This is a genomic window from Streptosporangium sp. NPDC000509 (genome assembly GCF_042898365.1).
In the GTDB taxonomy this organism is placed as follows: Bacteria; Actinomycetota; Actinomycetes; order Streptosporangiales; family Streptosporangiaceae; genus Streptosporangium.
Genome location: NZ_JBIAYX010000028.1, coordinates 25,300 through 49,781 on the forward strand (window position 1 = coordinate 25,300; position 24,482 = coordinate 49,781).

17 protein-coding genes and 1 riboswitch are annotated in these 24,482 nt (G+C 69.7%); of the genes, 11 read left to right on the forward strand and 6 right to left on the reverse strand.

What is annotated here, in order from left to right; translation table 11 throughout:
* Nucleotides 1-7 precede the first annotated feature (7 nt).
* Nucleotides 8-1,432: a trehalose-6-phosphate synthase gene (locus ACFY3D_RS36305; RefSeq protein WP_389779682.1), complete on the reverse strand. Its 1,425-nt coding sequence runs from the start codon at nt 1,430-1,432 to the stop codon at nt 8-10.
* Between the two features lie 264 nt (nt 1,433-1,696).
* Here ACFY3D_RS36305 and ACFY3D_RS36310 point away from each other — a divergent pair, with 264 nt between their 5' ends.
* The 7 genes from ACFY3D_RS36310 to ACFY3D_RS36340 all read left to right on the forward strand — a co-directional run bounded on the left by ACFY3D_RS36310 (nt 1,697) and on the right by ACFY3D_RS36340 (nt 10,294).
* Nucleotides 1,697-2,254 carry an RNA polymerase sigma factor gene (locus ACFY3D_RS36310; RefSeq protein WP_350950281.1) on the forward strand — a complete coding sequence of 186 codons (558 nt, stop codon included), beginning with the start codon at nt 1,697-1,699 and terminating at the stop codon, nt 2,252-2,254.
* 360 nt (nt 2,255-2,614) lie between these two features.
* Complete coding sequence (locus tag ACFY3D_RS36315) at nt 2,615-4,153, forward strand: S1 family peptidase (protein WP_389988500.1); 1,539 nt, start codon at nt 2,615-2,617, stop codon at nt 4,151-4,153.
* A 243-nt stretch (nt 4,154-4,396) separates the two neighbouring features.
* A riboswitch (SAM riboswitch) is annotated at nt 4,397-4,537 on the forward strand.
* Between the two features lie 14 nt (nt 4,538-4,551).
* A complete protein-coding gene (gene thrC, locus ACFY3D_RS36320; protein ID WP_389988503.1) occupies nt 4,552-5,841 on the forward strand; it encodes a threonine synthase in 1,290 nt (429 codons plus the stop codon).
* 22 nt (nt 5,842-5,863) lie between these two features.
* The gene (locus ACFY3D_RS36325; RefSeq protein WP_389988506.1) at nt 5,864-6,139 is read left to right on the forward strand and encodes a MoaD/ThiS family protein; all 276 of its coding nucleotides are present in this window, start codon (nt 5,864-5,866) and stop codon (nt 6,137-6,139) included.
* Nucleotides 6,140-6,497: 358 nt separating this feature from the next.
* Nucleotides 6,498-6,698 carry a cold-shock protein gene (locus tag ACFY3D_RS36330; protein WP_012895270.1) on the forward strand — a complete coding sequence of 67 codons (201 nt, stop codon included), beginning with the start codon at nt 6,498-6,500 and terminating at the stop codon, nt 6,696-6,698.
* A gap of 470 nt (nt 6,699-7,168) precedes the next feature.
* Nucleotides 7,169-8,794 (forward strand): chaperonin GroEL, encoded by a 1,626-nt coding sequence (groL, locus tag ACFY3D_RS36335; protein ID WP_350945793.1) that lies wholly within the window; start codon nt 7,169-7,171, stop codon nt 8,792-8,794.
* A gap of 387 nt (nt 8,795-9,181) precedes the next feature.
* Nucleotides 9,182-10,294, forward strand: a complete 1,113-nt coding sequence (locus tag ACFY3D_RS36340; RefSeq protein ID WP_389988509.1) for a cytochrome D1 domain-containing protein — start codon at nt 9,182-9,184, stop codon at nt 10,292-10,294.
* Here the strand turns inward: ACFY3D_RS36340 and ACFY3D_RS36345 are convergent.
* The 4 genes from ACFY3D_RS36345 to ACFY3D_RS36360 all read right to left on the reverse strand — a co-directional run bounded on the left by ACFY3D_RS36345 (nt 10,244) and on the right by ACFY3D_RS36360 (nt 17,832).
* Nucleotides 10,244-12,268, reverse strand: coding sequence for a HelD family protein (locus ACFY3D_RS36345; protein WP_389988512.1), 2,025 nt, complete (start codon nt 12,266-12,268; stop codon nt 10,244-10,246). The two genes, ACFY3D_RS36340 and ACFY3D_RS36345, sit on opposite strands and share 51 nt — an antisense overlap.
* Nucleotides 12,269-12,741: 473 nt before the next feature.
* On the reverse strand, nt 12,742-14,388 hold the full coding sequence (locus tag ACFY3D_RS36350) for a DNA repair helicase XPB (RefSeq protein WP_350945790.1): 1,647 nt from the start codon (nt 14,386-14,388) through the stop codon (nt 12,742-12,744).
* A gap of 97 nt (nt 14,389-14,485) precedes the next feature.
* A complete protein-coding gene (locus ACFY3D_RS36355) occupies nt 14,486-15,091 on the reverse strand; it encodes a hypothetical protein (protein ID WP_389988516.1) in 606 nt (201 codons plus the stop codon).
* Between the two features lie 326 nt (nt 15,092-15,417).
* On the reverse strand, nt 15,418-17,832 hold the full coding sequence (locus ACFY3D_RS36360; RefSeq protein ID WP_389988519.1) for a helicase-associated domain-containing protein: 2,415 nt from the start codon (nt 17,830-17,832) through the stop codon (nt 15,418-15,420).
* A gap of 1,640 nt (nt 17,833-19,472) precedes the next feature.
* Between ACFY3D_RS36360 and ACFY3D_RS36365 the strand changes: the two genes are divergently transcribed.
* The 3 genes from ACFY3D_RS36365 (at nt 19,473) to ACFY3D_RS36375 (ending at nt 21,493) form a co-directional block, all read left to right on the forward strand.
* Complete coding sequence (locus tag ACFY3D_RS36365; protein WP_350945787.1) at nt 19,473-19,985, forward strand: hypothetical protein; 513 nt, start codon at nt 19,473-19,475, stop codon at nt 19,983-19,985.
* Nucleotides 19,986-20,389: 404 nt separating this feature from the next.
* Nucleotides 20,390-21,004: an HAD family hydrolase gene (locus ACFY3D_RS36370; protein ID WP_389988522.1), complete on the forward strand. Its 615-nt coding sequence runs from the start codon at nt 20,390-20,392 to the stop codon at nt 21,002-21,004.
* Between the two features lie 90 nt (nt 21,005-21,094).
* Nucleotides 21,095-21,493 carry a cold-shock protein gene (locus ACFY3D_RS36375; protein WP_350945785.1) on the forward strand — a complete coding sequence of 133 codons (399 nt, stop codon included), beginning with the start codon at nt 21,095-21,097 and terminating at the stop codon, nt 21,491-21,493.
* Nucleotides 21,494-21,521: 28 nt separating this feature from the next.
* Here ACFY3D_RS36375 and ACFY3D_RS36380 read toward each other — a convergent pair whose 3' ends face one another.
* A complete protein-coding gene (locus ACFY3D_RS36380) occupies nt 21,522-23,132 on the reverse strand; it encodes an MFS transporter (RefSeq protein ID WP_389988525.1) in 1,611 nt (536 codons plus the stop codon).
* Between the two features lie 435 nt (nt 23,133-23,567).
* Between ACFY3D_RS36380 and ACFY3D_RS36385 the strand changes: the two genes are divergently transcribed.
* Complete coding sequence (locus ACFY3D_RS36385) at nt 23,568-24,383, forward strand: DUF3027 domain-containing protein (RefSeq protein ID WP_389779661.1); 816 nt, start codon at nt 23,568-23,570, stop codon at nt 24,381-24,383.
* Nucleotides 24,384-24,482: the final 99 nt, after the last annotated feature.

Here is a 24,482-nt window from a genome sequence, read left to right on the forward strand (position 1 = left end):
TTGATCGTCACCCGAGGGCGTCGAGCTGCTCGGCGAACCACCGGTGCGGGGGGAGCGCGGTCGCCGCGGCGGCGAGCAGGACACCTCTCCTGGAACGCTCGGCCGAAGGCATCGTCAGGCCCTCGTGCAGCGCGGCGGCCGTGGCCGAGACGTCGTAGGGATTGACCGTGAGCGCGTGCTCGCCCAGCTCGGCGGCGGCACCCGCCTCCCGCGACAGCACCAGCGCGCTGTGCGGAGACAGGACCGGCCCCTCCTTCGCCACCAGGTTCATGCCGTCGCGGATCGGGTTCACCAGCAGCACGTCCGCCAGCCGGTAGGCGGCGAGCGAGCGCGGGTAGTCGTCGTTGACGTTGAGGATGAGCGGATCCCAGTCCTCGGTGCCGTACTCGTCCTCGATCTCCTTGGCGCAGCGCTGCACCGCCGCGGTGTACTCGCGGTATTCGGGCAGGTCGTGCCGGGAGGGGTAGGCGAAGGCGAGGTGGGTGACCCGGCCGTGCCACTCCGGGTAGGTGGCGAGGAACTGCTTGTAGGCGAGCAGGCCCCGCACGATGTTCTTCGACAGCTCCGTCCTGTCGATCCGCACGATCAGCCTGCGGTCGCCCACCTGGTCGCGGAGCGCGGCCATGTGCGACTCCACGTCGGGCTCGGAGGCGCGGGTCCACAACGCCTTGCCGTCCACGCCCAGGCTGTGGGTGCCGATCCTGGTGGTCCTGCCCGCGTGCGTGACCGTACGCTCCCCGCGGTCGACCCGCGCCCCGAGCACCGCCTCGCAGCAGTCCATGAACGCCCCGCCCCAGCGGTCGGTGAGGAAGCCCGCGTGGTCGGCGCCGAGGATGCCTTCGAGGAGCTCGGTCGCCACGTCGTCGGGGAGCAGGCTGAAGTATTCCGGCGGGGCCCACGGCGTGTGCGAGAAGTGCGCCACCCGCAGGTCGGGGCGCTCCCCCCTGAGCATCGCCGGGGCGAGACTCAGGTGGTAGTCCTGCACCATCACCCGCGCCCCGTGCGGGGCCTCCTCGGCCAGCGCCATCGCGAACGCCTCGTTGTAGGCCTGGTACGACTCCCACTCCCTGCGGAACCTGGCGTCGAAGTGCGGCCGGTTGGGGGTGTCGTAGAGGAGGTGGTGGACGAACCACAGGGTGGAGTTGGCGACCGCGTTGTAGGCGCGGTGGAAGGTCGCCGGGGGGATGTCGAGCATCCGCACCGTCCCGGTGTCGTAGCCCGCCTGGTCGAGCCGGCCACCGGGCGCGAGCCGCACGGCGCTTCGGTCGCCGTCGGACAGCGCCGCGCAGACCCACAGGGCGTTGACGTCCCTCGCGACCTCCGACAGGCCGGAGACCAGGCCGCCACCCCCTCTGCGCATGGACAGTGAGCCGTCCTCGGAGAGGGTGAAGGAGACGGGGCCGCGATTGGAGGCCACCAGGATCGCGCTCATGAGATCCCTTCACTGGCTGGGGACACGCCTGTTTTCGAAGGTTAACCGGCACCGCAGCGGGGTGTCCTCGCCCTTCGGGTCATCGAAAGAACGGTGTTCAACGAATTGTGTCAGCTCTTGTCGGCAGGTGAAGTGATGAGGCTCGACGTATCACCTTTTTGGCGGCAAGAAGGGGAGGGCTTTGGCAGGGAGGAGGGGAGGGGCGCCGTCCGAGGGCCGGACCATAGGATGTCCAGCGACCGTGACCGCTGATGGGGGCCCGTGATGGCGCTGGACGAGACGACCGAGGACCTGGCCCGATCGGCCGCCCAGGGCGACCACCGCGCGCTCGGTGAGCTGCTGAGGCGGATCGAGCCCGCCGTGCTCAGGCACTGCGGCCGGATCCTTCCCTTCAGGCAGGACGCCGAGGAGGCCTGCCAGGACACCCTGCTCGCGGTGGCGCGCAACATCGGCCGTTTCGAGGGGCGTGCCCGGTTCAGCACCTGGCTGCACATCGTGACCGCCAACTGCGCGAGGACCACCTATCGCTCGCTGAAGCGCCGCGCCGCCGAGCAGAGTTCGGACGAGCTGCCGCTGCAGAAGCCGGACGTCGCCCGGGTGAGCGTGATCGCCGGGTCCCGGCTGGACCTGCTCGACGCGATGGAGGCGCTGGAGGCCGAGAAGCCGGAGCTCGCCCAGGCGCTGGTGCTGCGTGACATCTGCCAGCTCGACTACAACGAGGTGGCCGAGCAGCTCCGGATCCCGCTGGGCACCGCGAAGTCGCGCATCCACCAGGCGCGCAAATACGTCCAGGGAGCCCTGGGCGACGCCTACGGCTTCTGATCCCGGTCTCGACCCCCGGGCTGCTTCGTCCCGACTGCCCTGACCTCTTTGCCCGATTACGGCCAGTCGACGTCCGGCATCGTTATCCGGTGCCGGACACGCGGGTCGTGAGGATCGACACCGAACCGGGCAATGGAGTCCGTCCGGCCCGGGTCTGATCTCGGACGCCCGGTTTGGGAGGGGAGTCCGGTTCTGGAAGGGCCGGGGCCGGTGGGAACCGTTCGCGAACACCTTCCGCGTGGTACGCGGCTTCGGCGGCCTTGTCTGATCTAAAGTGGCGTTGCCCGCGTCACGTGATCAATGGGTGACATGCGGTGATCTCCCCTCGCGCTTCACAGGCAAAGGTCGAGGAGAACCCACATGTCCCGCAGACACGTCCTCATCGCATCATGCGCCCTGACCGCGACCGCGCTCGCCCTGGCCGCCGTACCGGCCGGAGCCGAGCGTCAGGTGGCGGGTGCCCCGGCCACGCGCGCCATCCCGTCCGCCGACGCGGCCGTACCGATCGTTTCGGCCGCGCTGAAACCGCCGCCCGGCATGCTGAAGGCGCTTGAGCGCGACCTCCGGCTGACCCCGGCCGAGGCTCGCGAACGCCTGCTCAACGAGGCCCGCCTCACCCCGATCGCGTTGCGGATGGCCGAAAGACTCGGTCCCCGTTTCGGCGGCGTCTGGCTTCGGGGAACCACCGCGGACACTCTGATAACGGCCACCACCAGTGGCACCGATGTCCCCTCGATCCTCGCGGCGGGCTCCGAGGCCCAGGTCGTCCCCAGGTCGCTGGCGGAGCTCAACGAGATCAAGACGAAGCTCGACCTCTCCCCGGATTTCTCGCGGCACGTGGCGAGTGTGCGTTATGTCGACGTGAAAAGGAACAAAGTACTCGTCCTCTCCCTGAACCCCGAGGCGGCCGAGGGCGTCGTCCTGGACAGTGACGTGGACGAGGACGCGGTGCAGGTGGTGCCCACCGCCGAGGCTCCTCTGCCCCTGTACGACCTGGTGGGCGGCAACGCCTACTACATCGGTTCCACCAGCCGCTGCTCGATCGGCTTCCCCGTGCTCAAGGGCACCCAACCGGGCTTCGTCAGCGCGGGCCACTGTGGAAAGGCCGGCGACACCACCACCGGCTTCAACCGAGCCCCCCAGGGTGTCTTCCAGGCGTCGACCTTTCCCGGCAACGACTACTCCTGGGTCATGGTCAACGCCGACTGGACCCCCACCCCGTCGGTGGACAACGGCCAGGGCGGCGTCGTGTCCGTCGCCGGAGCCACGCCCGCCATCGAGGGGGCCTCGGTCTGCCGGTCCGGCTCCACCACCGGCTGGCACTGCGGCCTCATCCAGCAGCGCGGCGCCAGCGTCACCTATCCCCAGGGCACCGTCTCCGGGGTGACCCGCACCAGCGTCTGCGCCGAGCCAGGGGACTCGGGCGGCTCCTTCATCTCCATCGACCAGGCCCAGGGTGTCACTTCCGGCGGCTCCGGCGACTGCGACCAGGGGGGCACCACCTACTTCCAGCCGGTCGGCCCGATCCTCACCGCCTACGGCCTGACCTTGAGGACCGTCGCGGGCAATCAGCCACCGCCGGTCTTGGGCACCTGCACCGGCTTCCCGAACACCTACACCGGCACCCTCGCCAACGGCGCGACCGCCTACCAGCCCAAGGGCCGTTACTACAGGTCAACCACGGGGGGCGTCCACTCCGCCTGTCTGACCGCTGAAGGCAGCGACTTCGACCTGTATCTGCAGAAGTGGGACGGCAGGAGCTGGGCGGCCGTCGCCACCTCTGACGGCCCAGGCGCCAACGAGAAAATCTCCTACACCGGCACGGCAGGCTACTACCGATATCGGGTGGTCGCCGCAGCCGGCTCCGGCTCCTACACCCTCGGATTCAGGGTGCCGTGACTCGTTCCCAGGCACCTTCGGCGGGCCGTGTCCGGCGCTGACCCGAAGGGGTGAGGCCCCCGCCTGGCGGGGGCCTCACCCGCTTGTGCGTGGTGCCCGCCGCGTGTCTCGCGGTCGGCGGCCCGGTTCCGGTTGTCCGCTGGATAACACGCCGTATCTCGCACAGTGAGACACGAAGTCAGGAGGACGGTGGGGCGAGGTAGAGTGCTCAAGACCTGCGCGTCAGGTTTCCAACTGAATATCTGCTCATCCAGAGGGGTGGAGGGACCGGCCCTGCGAAGCCCCGGCAACCATCCCGGTTCACGACCCGTGATCTGAACGAGGTCGACCGGGACAGGTGCCAATTCCGGTCTGTGACCAGGGTGGTCCAGACGAAGATGAGGGAAAGGCCTCGCTTCATGGCGCTCGCAACCACTGAGAACACCACCTCCTCCGCTCGTGCCGACGGCGCGCGCGACCGGCGCTTCGGCCCCGCCGTGGCGCTGTCCTGCCGGGAGTGCGGTGCCCGCTACGACCTCGGCCCCAGCTTCGCGTGTAGCGAGTGTTTCGGGCCCCTTGAGATCGCGTACGACTTCGGGCGTGTGACCCGGGAGCGGATCGCCGAGGGGCCGACCAACATCTGGCGCTACCGCTCGCTGCTGCCCGTCCCCGAGGACGTGGCCGCCAAGCCCAACATGGCGCCCGGCTGGACCAAGCTCGTCAACGCCGGCAACCTCGCCCGCGAGCTGGGCATCCGCTCGCTGCACGTGAAGGACGACTCCGGCAACCCCACCCACTCCTTCAAGGACCGCGTGGTGGCCATCGCCGTCGAGGCGGCACGCAACTTCGGTTTCCACACCCTCTCCTGCTCCTCCACGGGCAACCTCGCCGGCGCCGTGACCGCCGCCGCCGCGCGGGCCGGGCTGGACGCCTGCGTGTTCATCCCCTCCGACCTGGAGCAGGCCAAGATTGTCATGGCCTCCGTGTACGGCGGCAGGCTCATCGGCATCGAGGGCACCTACGACGACGTGAACCGCTTCTGCTCCGAGCTCATCGGCGACGAGCTGGGCGACCAGTGGGGCTTCGTCAACGTCAACCTCCGGCCGTACTACGCGGAGGGGTCCAAGACGCTCGCCTACGAGATCGCCGAGCAGCTCGGCTGGCGTCTTCCCGACCAGATCGTCATCCCGGTCGCCTCCGGCTCGCAGCTCACGAAGATCGACAAGGGCTTCAAGGAGCTGATCGCGCTCGGCCTGGTCGAGGACAGGCCGTACAAGATCTTCGCCGCCCAGGCCGAGGGGTGCTCCCCGGTCTCGGCCGCCTACAAGGCGGGTCATGACGTGATCCGGCCGGTCAAGCCGGACACGATCGCCAAGTCGCTCGCGATCGGCAACCCGGCCGACGGGCCGTACGTCCTGGACATCGCCCGCCGCACCGGCGGCGCGGTCGAGGACGTCACCGACGCCGAGATCGTCGACTCGATCCGGCTGCTGGCGAGGACCGAGGGCATCTTCGCCGAGACGGCGGGAGGCGTCGTCGTCGGGGTGCTGCGCAAGCTGGTCGCCTCGGGCACGCTCGACCCCGACGCCGAGACCGTGGTCCTCAACACCGGCGACGGTCTCAAGACCCTGGACGCGGTGGCCGCGGAGGCGCGCCCGACCGCAGTGATTCGACCCTCTCTTGACGCATTCCGTGCGGCTATCGCCTAGAAATCGTGAAAGGTACTGAATTATGAGCGTTTCTGTGCGGATTCCGACGATTCTCCGGACTTGCACCGATGGTGCCGCCGAGGTGAACGGAGAAGGCGAGACCCTGCGCGATGTTCTTCAGAAGCTCGACGCGGACTTCCCGGGGATCGGTGCCCGGATTCTCGATGAATCGGGAAAGATCCGACGTTTTGTCAATGTCTACGTGGGGGATGAGGATGTCCGTTTCGCCGACAACCTCGACACGGCGACGCCCTCCGGTGTTCAGATCTCCATCATCCCGGCGGTGGCCGGAGGCTGACTCCTCCGTCCTGACGCGGCCCTGACCGCCTCGCGTCGCACCGCGTCATCCCCAGGGGAACCCGCGAATCCACGGCACCCGCCCGGCTCCGGCCGGGCGGGTGCCGTGTTTTATGACAGAAGCTCATATTTGTCGCGTGCACGAATAATGTAACCCCTGACTAACTAGTAGTGATGATGAAACTTTCTCCTCGTGATAAAAGCTCTCGTAAAGAGGTAGTTTGGTGCTTGACTCTGTTGCCCGACCGCTTCCCACAGGTATGGTCGGAACGATCGACGTGGCGAAGTCCGCCCCGGAGATTGGGGACTTCGCGAGAGGAATGGGCGTCGTCCTTTAAGACCAGTAAGAGGAGTCGCAAGTGGCGCAGGGCACCGTCAAATGGTTCAACGCGGACAAGGGCTACGGCTTCATCGCGGTAGACGGTGGTAAGGATGTGTTCGTCCATTACTCCGCGATCATGATGGATGGCTACCGCGCCCTGGAGCAGGGGCAGCGGGTCGAGTTCGAGATCACCCAGGGGCAGAAGGGTCCCCAGGCGGAATCCGTCCGGGCGGTCTGACGCGGCCGTTTCATGAATTCGCAGGGAGGATCCGGCGGGTCCCGAGGTGTCGCGGTCCGCTGAACCCCCACCGCCCAGGCCCGGCTCGCCCTCATCCGGCGAGCCGGGCGTTCGTGTCGTTCGGGCATGCGCCAACAACGGCAATGACGCCAGTGCCCGCCAGTGCCCGACAGTGCCCCCAAAGGCCCCAATGACGCCGATGATGACGTATCGCGTACGCCGACGTGACGCGGGATCTTCGCGGACGTGACGTGAAGCTGAAGATCGTCCCACGCGCGGCCCAGGTCAACGGGGCGCGGCTTGCACTCGTCGGGGTAGAGTGCTAAACAGATTCTTGGCACTCACGCATAGAGAGTGCCAATCCTGGATCGAGGCGATGGGGCCCGCCGAACGGAGTCGTGGGCCCACATGCCGTCGCGGGCGTCGGCTCGGTCCGGTGTAAGCCACCCTTTCTCTGGGAGGTTAGCCGTATGGCAGCCAAGATGATCGCGTTTAACGAGGACGCCCGGCGCGGTCTCGAGCGTGGCATGAACCAGCTCGCGGACGCCGTCAAGGTGACCCTCGGCCCCAAGGGCCGTAACGTCGTGCTGGAGAAGAAGTGGGGCGCCCCCACCATCACCAACGATGGTGTCTCCATCGCCAAGGAGATCGAGCTCGAAGACCCGTGGGAGAAGATCGGGGCCGAGCTCGTCAAGGAGGTCGCGAAGAAGACCGACGACGTCGCGGGTGACGGCACCACCACCGCCACCGTGCTCGCCCAGGCTCTCGTACGCGAGGGTCTTCGCAACGTCGCCGCCGGCGCGAACCCGATGTCCCTGAAGAAGGGCATCGAGGCCGCCGTCGAGCGCGTGTCGGAGGAGCTGTCCAAGCTCGCCAAGGACGTGGAGACGAAGGCGCAGATCGCCTCCACGGCGTCCATCTCCGCGGGCGACCCGCAGATCGGCGAGATGATCGCCGAGGCGATGGACAAGGTCGGCAAGGAAGGCGTCATCACCGTCGAGGAGAGCAACACCTTCGGTCTCGAGCTTGAGCTCACCGAGGGCATGCGCTTCGACAAGGGCCTCACCTCGATGTACTTCGTCACCGACCCGGAGCGTATGGAGGCCGTCCTCGACGACCCGTACATCCTCGTCGTCAACTCCAAGGTGTCCGCCAACAAGGACCTGCTCCCGGTTCTCGACAAGGTCGTGCAGGCCGGCAAGCCGCTGCTGATCATCGCCGAGGACGTCGAGGGCGAGGCCCTGGCCACCCTGGTCGTGAACAAGATCCGTGGCCTGTTCCGCTCGGTCGCGGTCAAGGCACCCGGTTTCGGTGACCGTCGCAAGGCGATGCTGGGCGACATCGGCATCCTGACCGGTGCCCAGGTCATCAGCGAGGACCTCGGCCTGAAGCTGGAGTCCACCACCCTGGACCAGCTCGGCCGCGCCCGCCAGGTCATCGTCACCAAGGACGAGACCACCATCGTCGACGGTGCCGGTGACGCCGAGCAGATCGCCGGCCGGGTCAACCAGATCCGCGCCGAGATCGACAACACCGACTCCGACTACGACCGCGAGAAGCTCCAGGAGCGTCTGGCCAAGCTGGCCGGCGGCGTGGCCGTCATCAAGGCCGGTGCCGCGACCGAGGTCGAGCTCAAGGAGCGCAAGCACCGCATCGAGGACGCCGTTCGCAACGCGAAGGCGGCCGTCGAGGAGGGCATCGTCCCCGGCGGTGGCGTGGCGCTGCTGCAGGCCGGCGCGAAGGCGTTCGACAAGCTGGAGCTCTCCGGCGACGAGGCCACCGGTGCCGCGATCGTGAAGAAGGCTCTGGAGGAGCCGCTGAAGCAGATCGCGGTGAACGCCGGCCTTGAGGGCGGAGTCGTCGTGGAGAAGGTGCGCAACCTTCCCGCGGGCGAGGGCCTCAACGCCGCCACCGGCGAGTACGTCAACCTGTTCGAGACGGGCATCATCGACCCGGCCAAGGTGACGCGTTCCGCGCTGCAGAACGCGGCGTCCATCGCGGCGCTGTTCCTCACCACCGAGGCCGTCATCGCCGAGAAGCCCGAGAAGGCCGCGGCCGCTCCCGCCATGCCCGGCGGCGGCGACATGGACTTCTGAGTCCAACCGCTTTCAGTCAAAGAGGCGACCCCGAAACTTCGGGGTCGCCTCTTTGGCGTATTTTCCCGAGGTGATGCCGGCCATCGGTCGCCGTACCTCCTTGAGAGAGCCGCCCTGGGGGGCGCCACCGGAAGGGAGCCTGATCCGGCGGCCGGTGTGCGGAGACGCGGGTGAGGAGGGGGCTCGCAAGGCCGGGTGGGGCCGAAAGGGCCCGATCACCTCCATGCCGTCCGGCCGGCTTCGGTGCCGCCAGGCAATGAGTGGACAAAGGTGGGTGAAACGATAGTGCGAGCCGGTGCGTCGTTTCCTGAACGCGATGCCGTGTGGTCATAGAACGAAGTGTTTGTTGCGACAACGGGTTTCTTGACGGCGCGGCGGAGGATGACGATGTATCACCACCACTGGAAAACCCCCGAGGGCGGGTGGCGGTCGCGTCTTCTTCCCGTCGTGGCGGCGCTGGCCATCGCGGCCGGTCCAGTGGCGCCGACGGCCGCGGACGCGGCGGACACGCCGCCGAACAACGTCGTCTACGTGGCCAACTCGCAGTCGAACACCGTGTCGGTGATCGACGCGACGACCAACAAGGTCACCGCGAGCATCCCCGTCGGCGACAACCCCGTCGGGGTGGCGGTCGCTCCCGACAACGCGCATGTCTACGTGGCCAACTCGCAGTCGAACACCGTGTCGGTGATCGACGCGACGACCAGGGAGGTCACCGCGACCATCCCCGTCAGCGGCAGCCCCATCGGGATCGACGTCTCCTACGGCGGCACCCGTGTCTACGTGACCGATGTGCTAAAGAACACCGTGTCGGTGATCAGCACGGTGACCAACAGGGTCATCGCCACCGTCCGGGTCGGCGAGAACCCGTTCAGGATCACCGCCATTCCCTACCGCCGTGTCTACGTGGCCAACCAGGGTTCCGACACCGTGTCGGTGATCAGCACGGTGACCAACAGGGTCATCGCCACCGTCCCGGTCGGCGAGAACCCGTTCGGAATCAGGTTCGCCCCCAATGGCCTCTACGTCTACGTGGCCAACCAGGGCTCCGACACCGTGTCGGTGATCAGCACCAGGACCAACAAGGTCGTCGCCACGATCCCCGTCGGTGGCCCTCCTTCCAGGATCGTGGTCTCCGCCGACAGCGCCCTTGTCTACGTGACCCTGCTGATCCCGGAGAGCGTGGCGGTGATCGACGCCAAGACCAACAGGGTCGTCGACACGATCCCGGTCGAGGGGGCTCATTTCGGGATCACGATCTCCCCGGACGGCACCTGGCTCTATGTGACCGACCTGGAGGCGGACAGCGTGTCGGTGATCAGCACCAGGACCAGAAAGGTCGTCGGTGTCATCCCGGTCGGCAAGAGTCCTTTCGGGATCAGAGCGGCGAACCGGGTGCCCCGGCCGAGGAGCGGTTCGTACCGCCTGGCGCCGACCGGTCAGACAACGTCACCCGGCGAGCTGGGAGGGAAGCTCCCCGGTGTGCAGGACGGTGAGTGAGGTGACGGCCCGGGTCAGGACGACGTACAGCCGAGCCAGCCCTCGAGGTTCCGCCTCGACGATCTCGGCGGGCTCGGCCACGATCACGTGGTCGTACTCCAGGCCCTTGGCCAGGGACGCCGGGACGACCAGGAGACGGTGATCCTCGACCGTGTCGGGGCTCAGCATCCGATGATCCAGGTGAGAGAGGGCCTCGGACGCGGCGCCCACCAGGGCGTCGGGGACGATGACGCCGATCGAGCCCTCGCGGGCGAGCGCCTCCTCGGCGGCACGGGCCAGCGCCGCGGCGAGGTCGGAGGCCGGCCGCACCGACAGGGAGCCCGCGCCGGGACGCAGTGACCGGGGGGCGGCCAGGTCCGGGGCGACGGAGGGCAGCAGCCTGGCCGCGTAGTCGAGGACCTCGCGCGGCACACGAAAGCCGAGGGTGAGCTCCGTGACCGCCCCGTCCTCGAAGCCGAGATGGGTGAGGACCTCGGTCCAGGAGCGGGCGGACCAGGGCGTGGTGCCCTGCGCGAGGTCGCCCAGCACGGTGGCCGAGCCGGTGCGGCAGCGCCTGCCGAGGGCGCGCAACTGCATCGCCGACAGGTCCTGGGCCTCGTCCACCACCAGGTGGCCCAGCGGGACGGTCCGCTCGATCATGTCGGCCAGTTCGTCCATCAGCGCGCCGTCGGCCGCCGACCACTTCGCCGAGCGGAAGGACTTGGAGGGCTTCGCCCAGAGCAGCAGCGACTGCTCGGAGGCCGTGAGGTCGTCCTTGGCGGCGGCGGCGAGGAAGGCGGGGTCGCTGAACAGCCGGTGGAGCACCTGCTGCGGGGTCAGCTTGGGCCAGACCGCGTCCACGAGCGCCCTGACCGGCTTGGACCTGGCCACCGCGTCCTGCACCCGGTCGTCGGGAGACTCACCGCGCTGCTCCATCCGGACGAGCACCAGGTGGGCGAGGCGCTGGGCGAGCGTGGCGCGCCCCGGGCCGTAGCGGACGGTGCCGCGCAGTGAGGCGACGATCTCGCGGACCTCGTGGTCGGCCACCCGGTAGCGGTTGATCCCCTTGGTGAACAGCACGCCCTCGGTGGGCTTGACGACGTGCGCCCACAGGGCGCGTCGGAGCACGGGGACGATCCTCGCGTCGCCCTTGACGGTGCCGACGGCGGGGTCCTCGGGGGCGGAGTGGTCGCCGAGGATCCCGGAGACCGTGGTCTGGTCGACCTTGACCTCGCCCAGGGCGGGCAGGACGGAGGAGATGTAGGAGAGGAACGCCCGGTTCGGGCCGACGATCATCACGCCCGACCTGGCGAGCCGCTCACGGTGGGTGAAGAGCAGGTAGGCGGCCCGGTGCAGGCCCACCGCGGTCTTCCCCGTGCCGGGGGCGCCCTGCACGCACACCGTCCGCCCCAGGTCCGAGCGGACGATCTCGTCCTGGTCGGGCTGGATCGTCGCGACGATGTCGCGCATCGGCCCCGAGCGGGGGCGCTCGATCTCCTCGGTGAGGATCCTGCTCTGGGCGAGGGCGGCGCCGCCCTGGTCGAGGTGCTCGTCCTCGTACGCGGTCAGGTCGCCGCCCCGGTAGCCGAACCTGCGGCGCAGGGCGACGCGCATCGGGTCGGACGGGCTCGCCTGGTAGAAGGCTCGCGAGACCGGTGCCCGCCAGTCGATGACCAGGGGACGGCTGCTGTCGTCGTGGACGTGCCTGCGCCCGACGTAGACCGTGCTGGGAAGGTCGTCTCCGGCCTCGCGGTCGAGGCGGCCGAAGAACAGGGGCGTGCCGGAGTGGTCGGCGAGCGCCTCGACGCGCTGGTCGAGCAGCGCCTGCAGGATCTGCTGGGAGACCCAGTCTCCGGCGGCGTCGGAGGAGAGGGACCGGGCGTGCTCGCGCATCGCGCGCAGCGCCGCTCTGGAGACGGCCAGATGCTCGCGTTCGGCGGCGAGGATCCGGGCGGAGTCGTCGGTTATGTCGGGGGCCAATTGATGTGCGGGCACGCTGAAGCGCCTCCCATTCGATAAACGGAGGTGGTGGTCATCGGGCAGCGAATCGACCAGCTTAGCGACGGCCCCGCGGAGTCTCAAAAGGATTAACGGTGAACGAGGATACGGCGGATGCCGCGCGGGCGCCGGGGACACGCGGTGACAAAACACGGCGGGCGCTGCTCCGGCGCCGGTGGCGCGCGGAGACAAAAATCGTTTTACCGTTCCAACGGTCGCTGAGGTGGGCGTCCGATGATCGAAGAGAGCGTTCTCTTCGTCGGCGATCCGATCGTTCCGTAATCGCCCTGACACTCTCTGTAATTCTCCGTGGAAATGGCGAAAAAGCGAGGCGAACCTGGTGACTCCCGCAGATCATGGGGGTATGTCGCCAGTGGCCTTGAGGCCTAGCGAGGGGGTGGTTTGTTTGTCGAAAGCCCGCGGGATTTCGTGGACCTGACACAAATTGACGACGTGTTCGCCATGTGGGGTCAATCTCCGGCGAGCACGTCGTCCGCGTCGATGATCTGATACGCGTACCCCTGCTCGGCGAGGAACCGCTGCCGATGGGCGGCGAAATCCTGGTCCACGGTGTCCCGGCTCACCACCGAGTAGAAGCGCGCCCCGCCCCCGCCCGCCTTCGGCCGCAACACCCGGCCCAGCCGCTGAGCCTCCTCCTGCCGGGACCCGAAGGTGCCCGACACCTGGATGGCCACCGCCGCCTCCGGCAGGTCGATGGAGAAGTTGGCGACCTTGGAGACGACGAGGACCTGGATCTCCCTGTCGCGGAACGCCTGGAAGAGGCGCTCCCGCTCCTTGACCTTCGTCTCTCCCTTGATCACCGGTGCGTTCAGGTGCTCGCCGAGCTCGTCGAGCTGGTCGATGTACTGCCCGATGACCAGGACCTGGTCGTCCGGGTGCCGCCGGACCAGCGCCTCGGTCACCCGCGTCTTGGACGGCGTGGTCGCGCAGAACCGGTAGCGCTCCTCGGACTCGGCCATCGCGTAGGCCAGCCGCTCCTCGTCGGTGAGCGTCACCCGCACCTCGACACAGTCGGCCGGGGCGATCCAGCCCTGGTTCTCCATCTCCTTCCACGGCGCGTCGTACCGTTTGGGGCCGATCAGGGAGAACACGTCGCCCTCCCTGCCGTCCTCGCGCACGAGCGTCGCGGTCAGGCCCACCCGCCGCCTCGCCTGCAGGTCGGCGGTCATCCGGAAGATCGGCGCGGGCAGCAGGTGCACCTCGTCGTAGACGACCAGACCCCAGTCACGGGCGTCGAAGAGCTCCAGGTGCCGGTAGACGCCCTGCCTGCGGGTCGTCATCACCTGGTACGTGGCGATGGTGACGGGCCTGATCTCCTTCTTCGTGCCGGTGTACTCGCCGATCTCGTCCTCGGTCAGCGAGGTCCGCCTGAGCAGCTCCTGCTTCCACTGGTGCGCGGAGACCGTGTTGGTCACCAGGATCAGCGTCGTCGCCTTCGCCTGGGCCATCGCCGCCGCGCCCACGATCGTCTTGCCCGCCCCGCAGGGAAGCACGACCACGCCGGAGCCGCCGTGCCAGAACGCCTCGGCGGCCTCCCGCTGGTAGGTGCGCAGCTCCCAGCCCTCCTCGGTGAGCACGATCGGGTGGTGCTCGCCGTCGACGTATCCGGCCAGGTCCTCGGCGGGCCAGCCCAGCTTGAGCAGGTGCTGCTTGATGTTGCCGCGCTCGCTCGGGTGCACCACCACGCCGTCGTCGCCCAGGCGCTCGCCCAGCAGCGGCTGGATCTTCTTGGCGCGCAGGACCTCCTCCAGCACGGCCTTGTCGGTGCTGGTCAGGGTGAGGCCGTGGACGGGGTGTTTTTCCAGGCGGAGCCTGCCGTAGCGCGACATCGTCTCGGCGACGTCGACCAGCAGCGCGTGCGGCACGGGGTAGCGGCTGTGCGCGATCAGCGCGTCGATCACCTGCTCGGCGTCGTGCCCGGCGGCCCGCGCGTTCCACAGCGCCAGGGGGGTGATCCGGTAGGTGTGCACGTGCTCGGGGGCGCGCTCCAGCTCCGCGAACGGCGCGATCGCCTTGCGGCACTCCCCGGCCCGCTCGTGATCGACTTCAAGGAGCAGGGTCTTGTCCGATTGGACGATCAATGGTCCGTCAGTCACAGCGGCCCTCTCCCTCGGTTACCACAGGCTACGGCGGGTCGGCTCATGGTCGCACCGGTGAACGCCCACCGGCTCGTCGCGTACGGCCCCGGCCCGCTCAGGAGTCGAAGGCGCCGTTGACGCCGGCGACGATGAAGAAGGTCATGCCCAGGGCGAGCAGCGCGATGTTGACGCCGACGCTGATCCAGGTCCACTTGAGCAGGTTTCTCGCGCCCTGCGGATCGGCGTCGACCTTGCCCAGCGCGATGCCCGACAGGATGGTGCCGACGATGCCGCCGGGGCTCACGAAGCAGCTCAGCGCGAGGGTGATGCTGATGACCAGGGCGACGATCCCGTGCGTCCTGACACCTTCGACGTTGCGAGGCGGCGGGGATCCGTAACCTCCGTACCCCTGTCCGTAGCTCTGCCCGTAAGGCTGCTCGCCGTAGCCCTGTCCGTAGCCCTGTCCGTATCCGGGGTCGGTGTAACCGGAGGGCTCGCCGTAGGCCGGGACCTGGTTGTAGCCGGGCTGACCGTAGTCAGGCTGGGCGTAATCCGGCTGGGCGTAATCGGGCTGGGCGTAGCCGGGCTGGTGATCCTGCCGGGTCTGCTCGTAGCCGTACGGCTGCCGCTCGTGGCCCGGAGTCTGGCCGGGGCCTGTGGTGTAGGGGCTCTTCCAGTCGTCCGGGTTGGTGCTGGGGCCTTCTGAGTGACCGCTGCTCAATGGGGATCTCTCGCTTCTGTGGAGCTCAGAACGTCAACTGACACGATATGGGGCGTAGGTCGTGGGCCATGGGCGGATGGACTCGGTCGCGTCCCGGTGATCGGAGCCCGGAGGGGGCCGGAAAAGGGACCCGGAAAGGGACCCTCGCACCCCGGTGAGCGGCGCGGCGAACGACGCGCCGTCGCCGGATCATCGGACCGCCGAACGCCGACCGCCGGCCGAGTTCGCGGCGGGCCCGTCCCGCACCCGAGACTACCTCCTGGCCTCTTACGGCACGCCGGGCCGGCGCGGCCTTTCCGCCCCTCGTGCTGTCGGCGGGAGGCATCTCAGACGATGTCGGCTATGCCGGTGATGCGGTGCAGGGCGAAGCGGTGCACCGCCGCTCGCGTCTCGTCGTAGGCGGTGAGATAACCGCCCTCCATCCGGGCGGGTTCGAGGATCCGGCTGGTGGCGTTGCCCTGGGAGTCGAGGTAGCCGATCCAGACCTGCGACCCCTGCCGGATGGCCTCGCGCAGGGCGGTGATCGTGGCGGTGGCGGGGGAGCGCGGCACCTCGCCGCCGGGGACGGCGACCGGGGCACGACGGGCCTGGAGCGCGGCGTCACCCGCGCGCACCGCGCGCACCGCGGCGGCCACCACGTCGGCCTCGTGGCCGTTGAACGTGACCGGGGAACGACCCGCCGACGTGCCCTCGGTCCTGCGGACGTCGATCTGGGCGATGATCACGTCACCGTCGAGCGACTCCGCCGCCGGTGCGTACCCCATCGCGCGCAGCGCGTCGACGAGCGTCGGACGGGAGGACTTGGAGGCGATCACCGTGGGGGCGAGCCGCCGCAGCCGCAGCGGGATCGCCCGCTTGTCGGCCATCACCTCGTCGAGCAGGGAGGAGTCGTCGCACCGCACGTACGCGCTCGCCGATCCGACGCGCATCCGGCCGTGGCGCCTGGCCACGTCGGTGACCAGGTAACTGAGCGGCTGCGGCACGGGCGTGGTCGAGTGGCGCTCCAGCATGGCCAGCAGCTCGTCGGCGCCCTGACCCGCGTCCAGTGCCCGCCGGATCGAGCGCTCGTCGAAGCGGTAGACCGTCGCGCCGCCGGTCGACTCCACCTCGGCCGTCAGCGCGAGCCACCGCCTCAGGTCGCCGGTGAGCGGCCCCGGGGCGACGGCGGTCAGGTCCGCCTGGAGGAGGACGTGGTCGAGCGGCTCGGGCAGCAGCGGGAGCAGCAGGTGGGCGGCGGGCATCGCGCGGCCGCCGGCGGAGCCGGCCGGGGTGCAGGAGCCGCCGGAGGAGTCGGGGAGCAGGGCACGACCGTGGCCCGCGAGCGCCCCGAGCCCGGTGACGCCGATCTGCTCGGCCTCGCGCAGCGTGAACTCCACCAGCTGGTCGCGGTAGCCACCGCGACGGCGGGGCTGCTCCCAGGCCAGGCGCTCGCGTACCGCGTCGAGGGTGGGCGCCACCCCCGGCGTCGAGGCGAGCACGCCCAGGGTCGTGGCGCGGACCTCCGCGGCGGCCGGACGGCGCAGGTCGGGATGAAGGGCGTTGAGCAGCCGGTCGCGCTCGTCGCGCTCGCCGATGATCCCCGGCACCCGGTCCATGGTGAGCCAGGCCGAGGCCAGCACCACCCAGCGGTCCTCGGTGGCCTTCACCCTCCAGCCGTCGTAGCCCGGGGTGGGCATCCAGTCGCCGTCGACCGTGCCGCTCGCCGCGATCAGCCCCGCCGCGTACGACACCTCGACGATCAGCCCCGTCACCCACTCGGGCAGGTCGAGCAGGCCCGCCGTCCGCTTGAGGTCGCGCACGGCCAGGCCACCGCTGCGGAGCACGCCGGGCGGGTCGACACTCCAGCGCTCGCACAACTCCTCCACCGCGCGGGTGAAGGTGAACGCCTGCCCGGCCGCCGTGCGGTCGGCGAGCCCGCGGTCGCGCTCGGTGCCCTCCGCGGCGGGAGGGAGAGGGGACAGGTCCCGGTGGACGCGACCCCCGCGCAGGAACAGGGCGACCTCGCGGGGCAGCACCACGGTCTCCTCGCCGGTGGCGGCGAGCAGTGCCCGGGACAGGAGCTGGTCGATCGGCGACCGGGCGGTGGCGGCTCGCACCTCACGGCGGGCGTTGGGCACCCGGCCGCTGGCCGGACCCCAGACCAGCTCGTTGAGCGCGGACCGCGCCTGCGGCGAGACCTCCTCGATCAGCCGTCCGACGATTTCCGTGTCGCCGAGCAGCGCGGCGAGCGTCTCCTTGGTCGCGCTCCCCGTCTCGCCGCCCTCGCCCGCGACGTCCTGGACCAGCTCGGCCAGCCGCTCGGCGGGATGATGCCTGAACGCCTCCACGGCGGGCGGACCGAGCCCCGCGGGAGCGTCGAGCACCTCCCGCACCCCGGGCGCCGGAGCCAGGGCGCGGTCGGGACCGTAGACGAGGGCCATGGTGCGCAGCCGCTCGACCGTCTCCTTGAGGGCGCTCTGGAACTGCGGATCGGCCGTCCCCGCAAGGGAACGGGCCATCTGGGCGCGCAGCGACCTGTAGGCGATCGGGCCGGGAAGCACGGCCAGCGTCTCCACGACCGCGAGCGTGAACCGGTCGAGCCTGTCGAGCGCCCTGCCCACCGCCGACGGGCTGCTCGCCCGTCCGGCGAGCCCTTCCAGATGGGCGGGCACGGGGGTGATGAGCTCGGGACGTACGGAGACGAGAGCCCGCAGCCGGTCATCGCTCCGGCCGCGCAACCACTCGGTGAACTCCGTGCTCATTCCGCCAATGGTAGGAGGCTTGACCGACATCGCGCGGCCTGGGGGAATTCCGTGATCGATCGAAGAGGGAAAACGATCATGCGAAGGGCGGCGAACAGATCACGTGAAGGGCAGCGAATAAGGGAAGAAGCTCACGAGCGAGGCGATGCCGAGAGAGGATGGTCAGTGTGATCGAGCGTGCGGACCAGCTCGTCCTGGACTACGTCAGCAAGGCGGCCGACGCGGCGCACGGTGTGATGAGGCCCAGACAGCGGATCGACTTCATGGCGGTGTTGCGCAGGCGGATCGACGCCGAGCGCGCGGGGACGGACGACCCGGCCGCCGTGGAGAGGATCCTGGCCCGGTTCGGCGACCCCGCCGCACTGGTCCAGCGCGAGCTGCGCCGTCTGAGTGGGGAGGTACCGTCCCCATCCCCGGAGACTTCACCGGGGCGTCCCGAGCCACGGGTCTCCGAGGAGGGCTTTCCGAGTTTGCGGGGCTTGCGGGATCTGTGGAGATCCCGGCGTGAGGACTCCGGTGCGGTCCCCAGGCCGCGGGGGGAGGGGGCCGCCGGGCTCCCCGACGCCGCCCGTTCTGATCATGTCGATCGTCCCGACACCGCACGTACTGACCGTGCTGATCATGTCGATCGCTTCGACACCGCACATCCTGACCGTGCCGATCGCTTCGACCGTCCTGACGGTGCTGACCGTCCAGGCCGTGCTGACCGCATTGATCGCCCCGACCGCGCTGATCCCGCCACGGGCGTCGGTGGTGTCACCCCCATCCCTTCCGTGGCACTCGTGCCTCTCGCCGCCCCCACCCCCGATGACCCGGCCCCCACCCCGGAGGGTGCGGCGCCCAAGGATCCCTCGAAAAGGGCCGTTCCCGAAGGGCCTTCGGAGGGGGACGTTCCCCAGAGCTCCGTTCCCACCTCCCCTGAGGGATCCGCTCCCACATCGAAGGAGCCCGTTTCCGGGGATCCCCCGGCCTCCCCGTCTCCCCGCCGACCCGTGCGAGGGCATCCGTACGCCGTGATGGGGGCTCATCCCGATGCCGGTGAACCTCAGTCGGATCGCCCCGTTTCGGAGCGCCGTGAGCCGGATCGCCTCGTGTCGGACCATCCCTCGTCGGATCACCCCGAGCCGGACCGTCTCGCCTCGGACCGTCTCGCTTCGGATTACTCCCAGGCGGACCGTCCTGAATCGGCCGCTCCTGTGTCGGATTACCCGGAGCCGGATCGCCCCGAGTCGGACCGGCCCGAGTCGGACCGGCCCACGCGGGGGCGGCCCGAGCCGGATCGGGTCGACGAGTGGGAGGACGCGGTGGAGAACGACCCGCCGACCGAGGAGATCCCAGCCGTGCGGGATCCTTTCCCGCCGCTGGCGGCACGGCGGTCGACACCGGACGCGCCACAGGAGTCGGGGGAAGAGCAGGAAGACGGGGAAGTCCGGGGAGAGCAGCGGGAGGGAGAGCGCTCGGAGGCGTCGCGAGGGGAACCGGTACCCCAAGGAGCCCAGGGGCCCCAGGAAGACACGAAGGCTCAGGAAGACACGGAATCTCAGAACGACACGGGACCTCAGGAAGACACCCGAAAAGAGACGCGTGTCCGGGGAGACGCGGAGGGCCGTCCGGAGCTTCCGCCCGGGGTGGCCAGGGGCATGCGGGAGGCCGAGGAGCGGCTGGCCAGGAGGCGGGCGCGCAACCGTCCCGACTGGCTGCGCCGACGGCGTCCGGTCCGTTCCAGGGAGGACGTCGTCCCGGGCACCCAGGACACCCGGACGATCCTGCTGAGCCATCGGCGCGAGACGGCCGGCATGGTCCTGCTCGCCCTGGCCGGTCTGCTGATCCCCTTTCCGTTCGCCCCGATCGCGATCTTCACGATCCCGGTGCTGGTCTGGGCCGTCGCGGCTCTCGTCGTGGTCGCCTGCGAGAACTGGCACACCTCCGACAAGGCGCTGGGACTGGCCGCTCCGCTCGTGAGCTACACCTTCGGCGGTGCCCTGGTCGCCCTCGTACGGGCCAGGAACGACCTCGGCACGGTGGTGGACGAGTTCTTCACCATCAGCGGGCTCATGTTCATGCTGGGTACGGCGTGGGCCGTCTTCTGGCTCGCCTACCGCCTGCTCAATCCTCCGATGCCGGTGGGAAGGGGAGCCCGCCGACCCGGGTGACGCCATCGGAGTCCTCACGGCTTCCGGCCTCGCACGGGGTGGTCACGGCCGCCGTTCTCGCGGGGTGACCGTCCGGTGGCGCGTCGGCCGCCGGGTCTGTCGGCGGATGGTCCTGACCATCCGCCGGGGCGGCGGGCCGAGGGCGAGGCACATCAGAGAGGTGGAGAAGCGGTCGCGCTCCACGCGGTCCCGAGGGCTCGCCCACGGTCTCCGCGAACACCGGAGAACCGATGGGGAGGCGTCGGCGCGTCTTCCGGACAGGCGAATCTTTTCGTGAAGGCTTCCGCGGCGGGATGCGTCACGGACAACGCTCTGGATTAGCAATGTTTGGGGGGATTTGGCATTCTTTGAGGGATTCTCCGTGAATCTCTTTGCGGAGCGGACAAGGAGCGGTGAGTGACCTGGTGAACTCTGTGGGATTCGACCTCGATCTGACGCTCGCCGACACGCGTGCGGGCATCGCCGCCGTTTACGAGGAGGTGGCGCTGCGTACCGGCATCTTCATCGACACCGTCACCGTGCTGGGCAGACTGGGGCCGCCGCTGGAGTGGGAACTGGCCAACTGGATGCCCGTCGAGGAGGTCCCCGCCGCCGCCGACGTCTACCGGGAGCTGTATCCGTCGATCGCCGTCCCGGTCACCACCCTCATGCCCGGCGCGCGCGAGGCCGTCGAGGCCGTACGGCGGGCGGGAGGCAGGGTCGCCGTGGTCACGGGCAAGAACGCCCGCGACGCGGCGAGGACGGTCGAGTTCCTCGGGCTGGAGGTGGACGAGGTCGCCGGATCGGTTTTCGGGGCGGCCAAGGGTCCGGCCCTCGCGGCTTTCGGCGCCGCCGCATATGTTGGGGATCATGTCGCGGACATCGACGCGGCACGAGCGGGGGGAGTCGTCAGCGTGGCGGTGGCGACAGGTGTCTATCCGGCGGGAGAACTGCGTGATCACGGAGCCGATGTGATCTTGGGCGACCTGACCGAGTTCGTCGAATGGTTCGACGACTGGCGAACTCCCGTCCTCGTGTAATTCGGGTCTCAATACGCGGTCGCTCCCGGCGCCTGCGGGGCATAACCTACATCCATTCCTTTTCACGACAGTCTGAACGAGGTCACCCCTGTGCCGAGTGGCAAGGTCAAGTGGTACGACGCCGACAAGGGATTCGGCTTCCTCACCCGCGACGACGGCGGTGAGGTCTTCGTGCATTCTTCCGCGCTGCCGTCCGGCGTGGATTCCCTCAAGCCCGGACAGAAGGTCGAATTCGGTGTGGCCGAGGGGCGCCGCGGCCAGCAGGCGCTCTCGGTCCGAGTGATCGATCAGCCCCCCACACTCGCCAAGACCGCCAAGCCCAAGGGCAAGCGCAAGAAGCCCGACGAGATGGTCGTCATCGTGGAGGATCTGATCAAGCTCCTGGACACGGTCTCCATGTCGTACCAGAGGGGCAAGCAGCCGGAGGCCGCGCACGCGAAGAAGATCGCCGCCGTGCTCCGAGCCGTCGCCGACGACCTCGACGACTGATTCGAACCCGCCGGAAGACCCTCGCGGCTCAGCCGTGCGGGTTGGTGAGCGGTCTGGTCCGCTTCTCCGTCGGTGGATCCCCGTGGTGTACGACCGCGGTGGTCGTCCCGGCGGGCCGCGACCCGACCCGCTCCTCCGGCGTGCCGTCCGATGAGGGCCGCTCTCCGTTCGCCGTGGGGTGCGGCCCTGACGGGGAGTGGCGCGGACCTCTCGCGGCCTCGACCCTGGCGTCCACCTCCTTGACCCGTCCTCGGCGGCGTACCAGCAGCCAGCCGAGCGAACCCGCCAGCACCACGGACATCACGGCCAGTCCCGCCGTCCCGCTCGCGAACAGCGAGAGCCAGAGCCCGACCAGGCCGCCCAGCACCCACGCGATCTGGAGGAAGGCCTCCACCACCCCGAACGTGGACGAGCGCACCTCCTCGCCGATCTCCCGTTGCACGATCGCGTCCAGCGCGAGCTTGCCCAGGCCCTGGGCGAACGCGGCCGCGAGCGCGACCGCCACCGCGCTCCACAACTGGAAGACGACGGCCGCCAGTATCGTGATCGCGGTCGTCAGGGCGAGCGTTCCGAGCACGATGACCTGCGGGGAGTGGTTGCGCACCCACGAGGCCACGGCCGTGCCCGCCAGCCCGCCGATCCCGGCGGCCGCTCCCAGCACGCCGATGGCGACCACCGGCGGCAGGCCGGGCAGGTTCTTGTCCTGGACGAGGAACAGCAGGTAGAAGAGCAGAAACCCGGAGTAGAGGCGGATGGCGACGTTGGCGTGCATCGCCTCGGTCACCACGGGACCCACGTTCAGCATCGTGCGCCAGCGGGGTGGCCGCTCCTCGCCCTCGTCGTCCAGTTCGTCCAGATCGGGGGAGTCGATGTGGCGCGGGAGCCGTACGGCGAGCACGCCCTGGAACAGGAAGAGCATTGTCGCCCCGCGCAGCACCCACTCGGCGCCCAGCCAGGCGCTGGCGCCCGCGCCGATCGGCACCGCGACGCCCGCCGCGACCAGTGCGAACAGGGCGACCCTCGCGTTCGCCGTGACGAGTGCGATGTCGGCGGGCAGCACGCTCGGCATGATCGCCGCGCGGGAGACGTTGTACGCCTTCGACAGCACCAGCACGGCGAGCGCCGCGGGGAAGATCGTGAACACGTCGCCGGGGACGATCGCCGCCGCCATCGCGAAGCAGAGCAGCCCGCGGCCGAAGAGGGTCCCGGCCATCACGAAACGCCGCCCGGAGCGGAACCGGTCGAGGACCGGGCCGACGAACGGCGCGACCACCACGAACGGGATCATCGTGATCAGCAGGTAGAGGGCGACCTGGCCGCGTGCCTCGTTCACCGGGAGCTTGAAGAGCGTCCCGGCCAGGGCCGCGGTGACCAGGGCGTCGCCCACGCTGTGCGCGGCGGTCAACTCGATCAACTGGCCCAGCCCGGTACGGCCCGCGCCCTGCGCGTGGGTCAGCCGCCGCGCGGCCCTGCCCGCCCGCTGGGTGCCGCTGACCGCCCCCCTGCCCGCCTTCGCCGTCACCCGGCCGGTGCCGCGGCCCGCGCGCGCGGCGGTCCTGCCCGCGGCGGAGGCGGCCTCGCCGACCCACCGGGAGGCATCGCCCACCGTCTTCCGCGCCCGTTCCCACCCAGCTGCCACGTATCCAGTCATACCCGAAGGGCGGGTGAGTTGTCCGGTGCGCCTGGTCACTCCCCGGGCGATTAAAGCCACCGCCTCGACCGGGGCGCTCTCAGGGGGGCGGGTCACTCCGGGGGATCGGGCTCCACCGGCCTGGCCGGGTTCTCTTCCGGGGTGCGTCAGGTCACTCCTGGGATGATCGGAGAGGATCCGCAGGTCTGTCTGCTCGTGGGGATCCAGGGGCGTCAGATCACTCCCGGGGCGATCGGAGTCCGCCACCTCACCCGGGCTCGCCATGACGGCGGGTCTCCGGGGCGCCGGATCACTTCCCGGGTGATTAGATGTCCACGGTGCCGTTCGCTCCAGGCATGGGCGAGAATGAACTGTGAGCGCAGTGAGCGAGCCAGCCGGTAGGGACGGCAGCCGTCGTGCTGCGAGGCTGACGGGAGGCGACTCATGAGTCGGACTCGATCCCGCGCCGTGGTCCTTGACCAGGCGTGCGTCGCGGCCGTCGACCTGGCCAGAGCCGCGGTCGAGGAGAATGTCAGGCCCGGAGAGGTGGGCGAGCACCTCGGGGTCGAGGGTGAGGGCGACCGCGTCGTCACCCATTACTTCGCCTGTCTCGACCGCGCCTACCGGGGCTGGCGCTGGGCCGTCACGGTCGCCCGCGCCTCGCGGGCGCGCAACGTGACGGTGAGCGAGGTCGTGCTCCTGCCCGGCTCGGGGGCCCTGATGCCGCCGCAGTGGGTGCCGTGGAGCGAGAGGCTGCGTCCCGGCGATCTCGGCGTGGGCGACCTGCTGCCCACCTCCGACGACGACGACAGGCTCGCGCCCGGTTTCACCGAGACCGACGACGACTCCGACCGTCAGATGATCTTCGAGTACGGTCTCGGCCGGGCCAGGGTGCTCTCCCCGATCGGCCGCGACCGCGCCGTGCGGCGCTGGCACTCCGGCGAGTCGGGGCCGCACACCCCGCTCGCGCACGCCGCGCCCGCCCAGTGCTCCACCTGCGGCTTCTACTGGCCGCTCGCGGGTGCGCTGCGCACCGGCTTCGGGGTCTGCGCGAACGAGTACGCCCCCGACGACGGGCGGGTCGTCGCCGCCGACCATGGTTGCGGCGCCCACTCCGAGGCCGCCGTGCTGCCGCACCAGGTCGAGCCGACCTCGCCGATCCTCGACGACCTCTCCTACGACACCGCCGAGCACGTCTCGGAACCAGACCTGGCCGGATCGGTGGACGACACCGCCTCCGAGCCGCTCGGTCACTCCTGACCCGGCGTCGCCGGGCCGCTCCCAACCCGGGGCACCACCGGGTCCATCCCGCCCCGCCGCCCGCCCCCGCGGCACACCCGGCCGTCGCGGCCGGGAGCC

Coding starts and splice junctions, on each gene's coding strand:
- ACFY3D_RS36305 (WP_389779682.1), bottom strand. CDS start 1,432: ATGAGCGCGATCCTGGTGGCCTCCAATCGCGGCCCCGTCTCCTTCACC.
- ACFY3D_RS36310 (WP_350950281.1), top strand. CDS start 1,697: ATGGCGCTGGACGAGACGACCGAGGACCTGGCCCGATCGGCCGCCCAG.
- ACFY3D_RS36315 (WP_389988500.1), top strand. CDS start 2,615: ATGTCCCGCAGACACGTCCTCATCGCATCATGCGCCCTGACCGCGACC.
- thrC (WP_389988503.1), top strand. CDS start 4,552: ATGGCGCTCGCAACCACTGAGAACACCACCTCCTCCGCTCGTGCCGAC.
- ACFY3D_RS36325 (WP_389988506.1), top strand. CDS start 5,864: ATGAGCGTTTCTGTGCGGATTCCGACGATTCTCCGGACTTGCACCGAT.
- groL (WP_350945793.1), top strand. CDS start 7,169: ATGGCAGCCAAGATGATCGCGTTTAACGAGGACGCCCGGCGCGGTCTC.
- ACFY3D_RS36340 (WP_389988509.1), top strand. CDS start 9,182: ATGTATCACCACCACTGGAAAACCCCCGAGGGCGGGTGGCGGTCGCGT.
- ACFY3D_RS36360 (WP_389988519.1), bottom strand. CDS start 17,832: ATGAGCACGGAGTTCACCGAGTGGTTGCGCGGCCGGAGCGATGACCGG.
- ACFY3D_RS36365 (WP_350945787.1), top strand. CDS start 19,473: ATGCGGGAGGCCGAGGAGCGGCTGGCCAGGAGGCGGGCGCGCAACCGT.
- ACFY3D_RS36385 (WP_389779661.1), top strand. CDS start 23,568: ATGAGTCGGACTCGATCCCGCGCCGTGGTCCTTGACCAGGCGTGCGTC.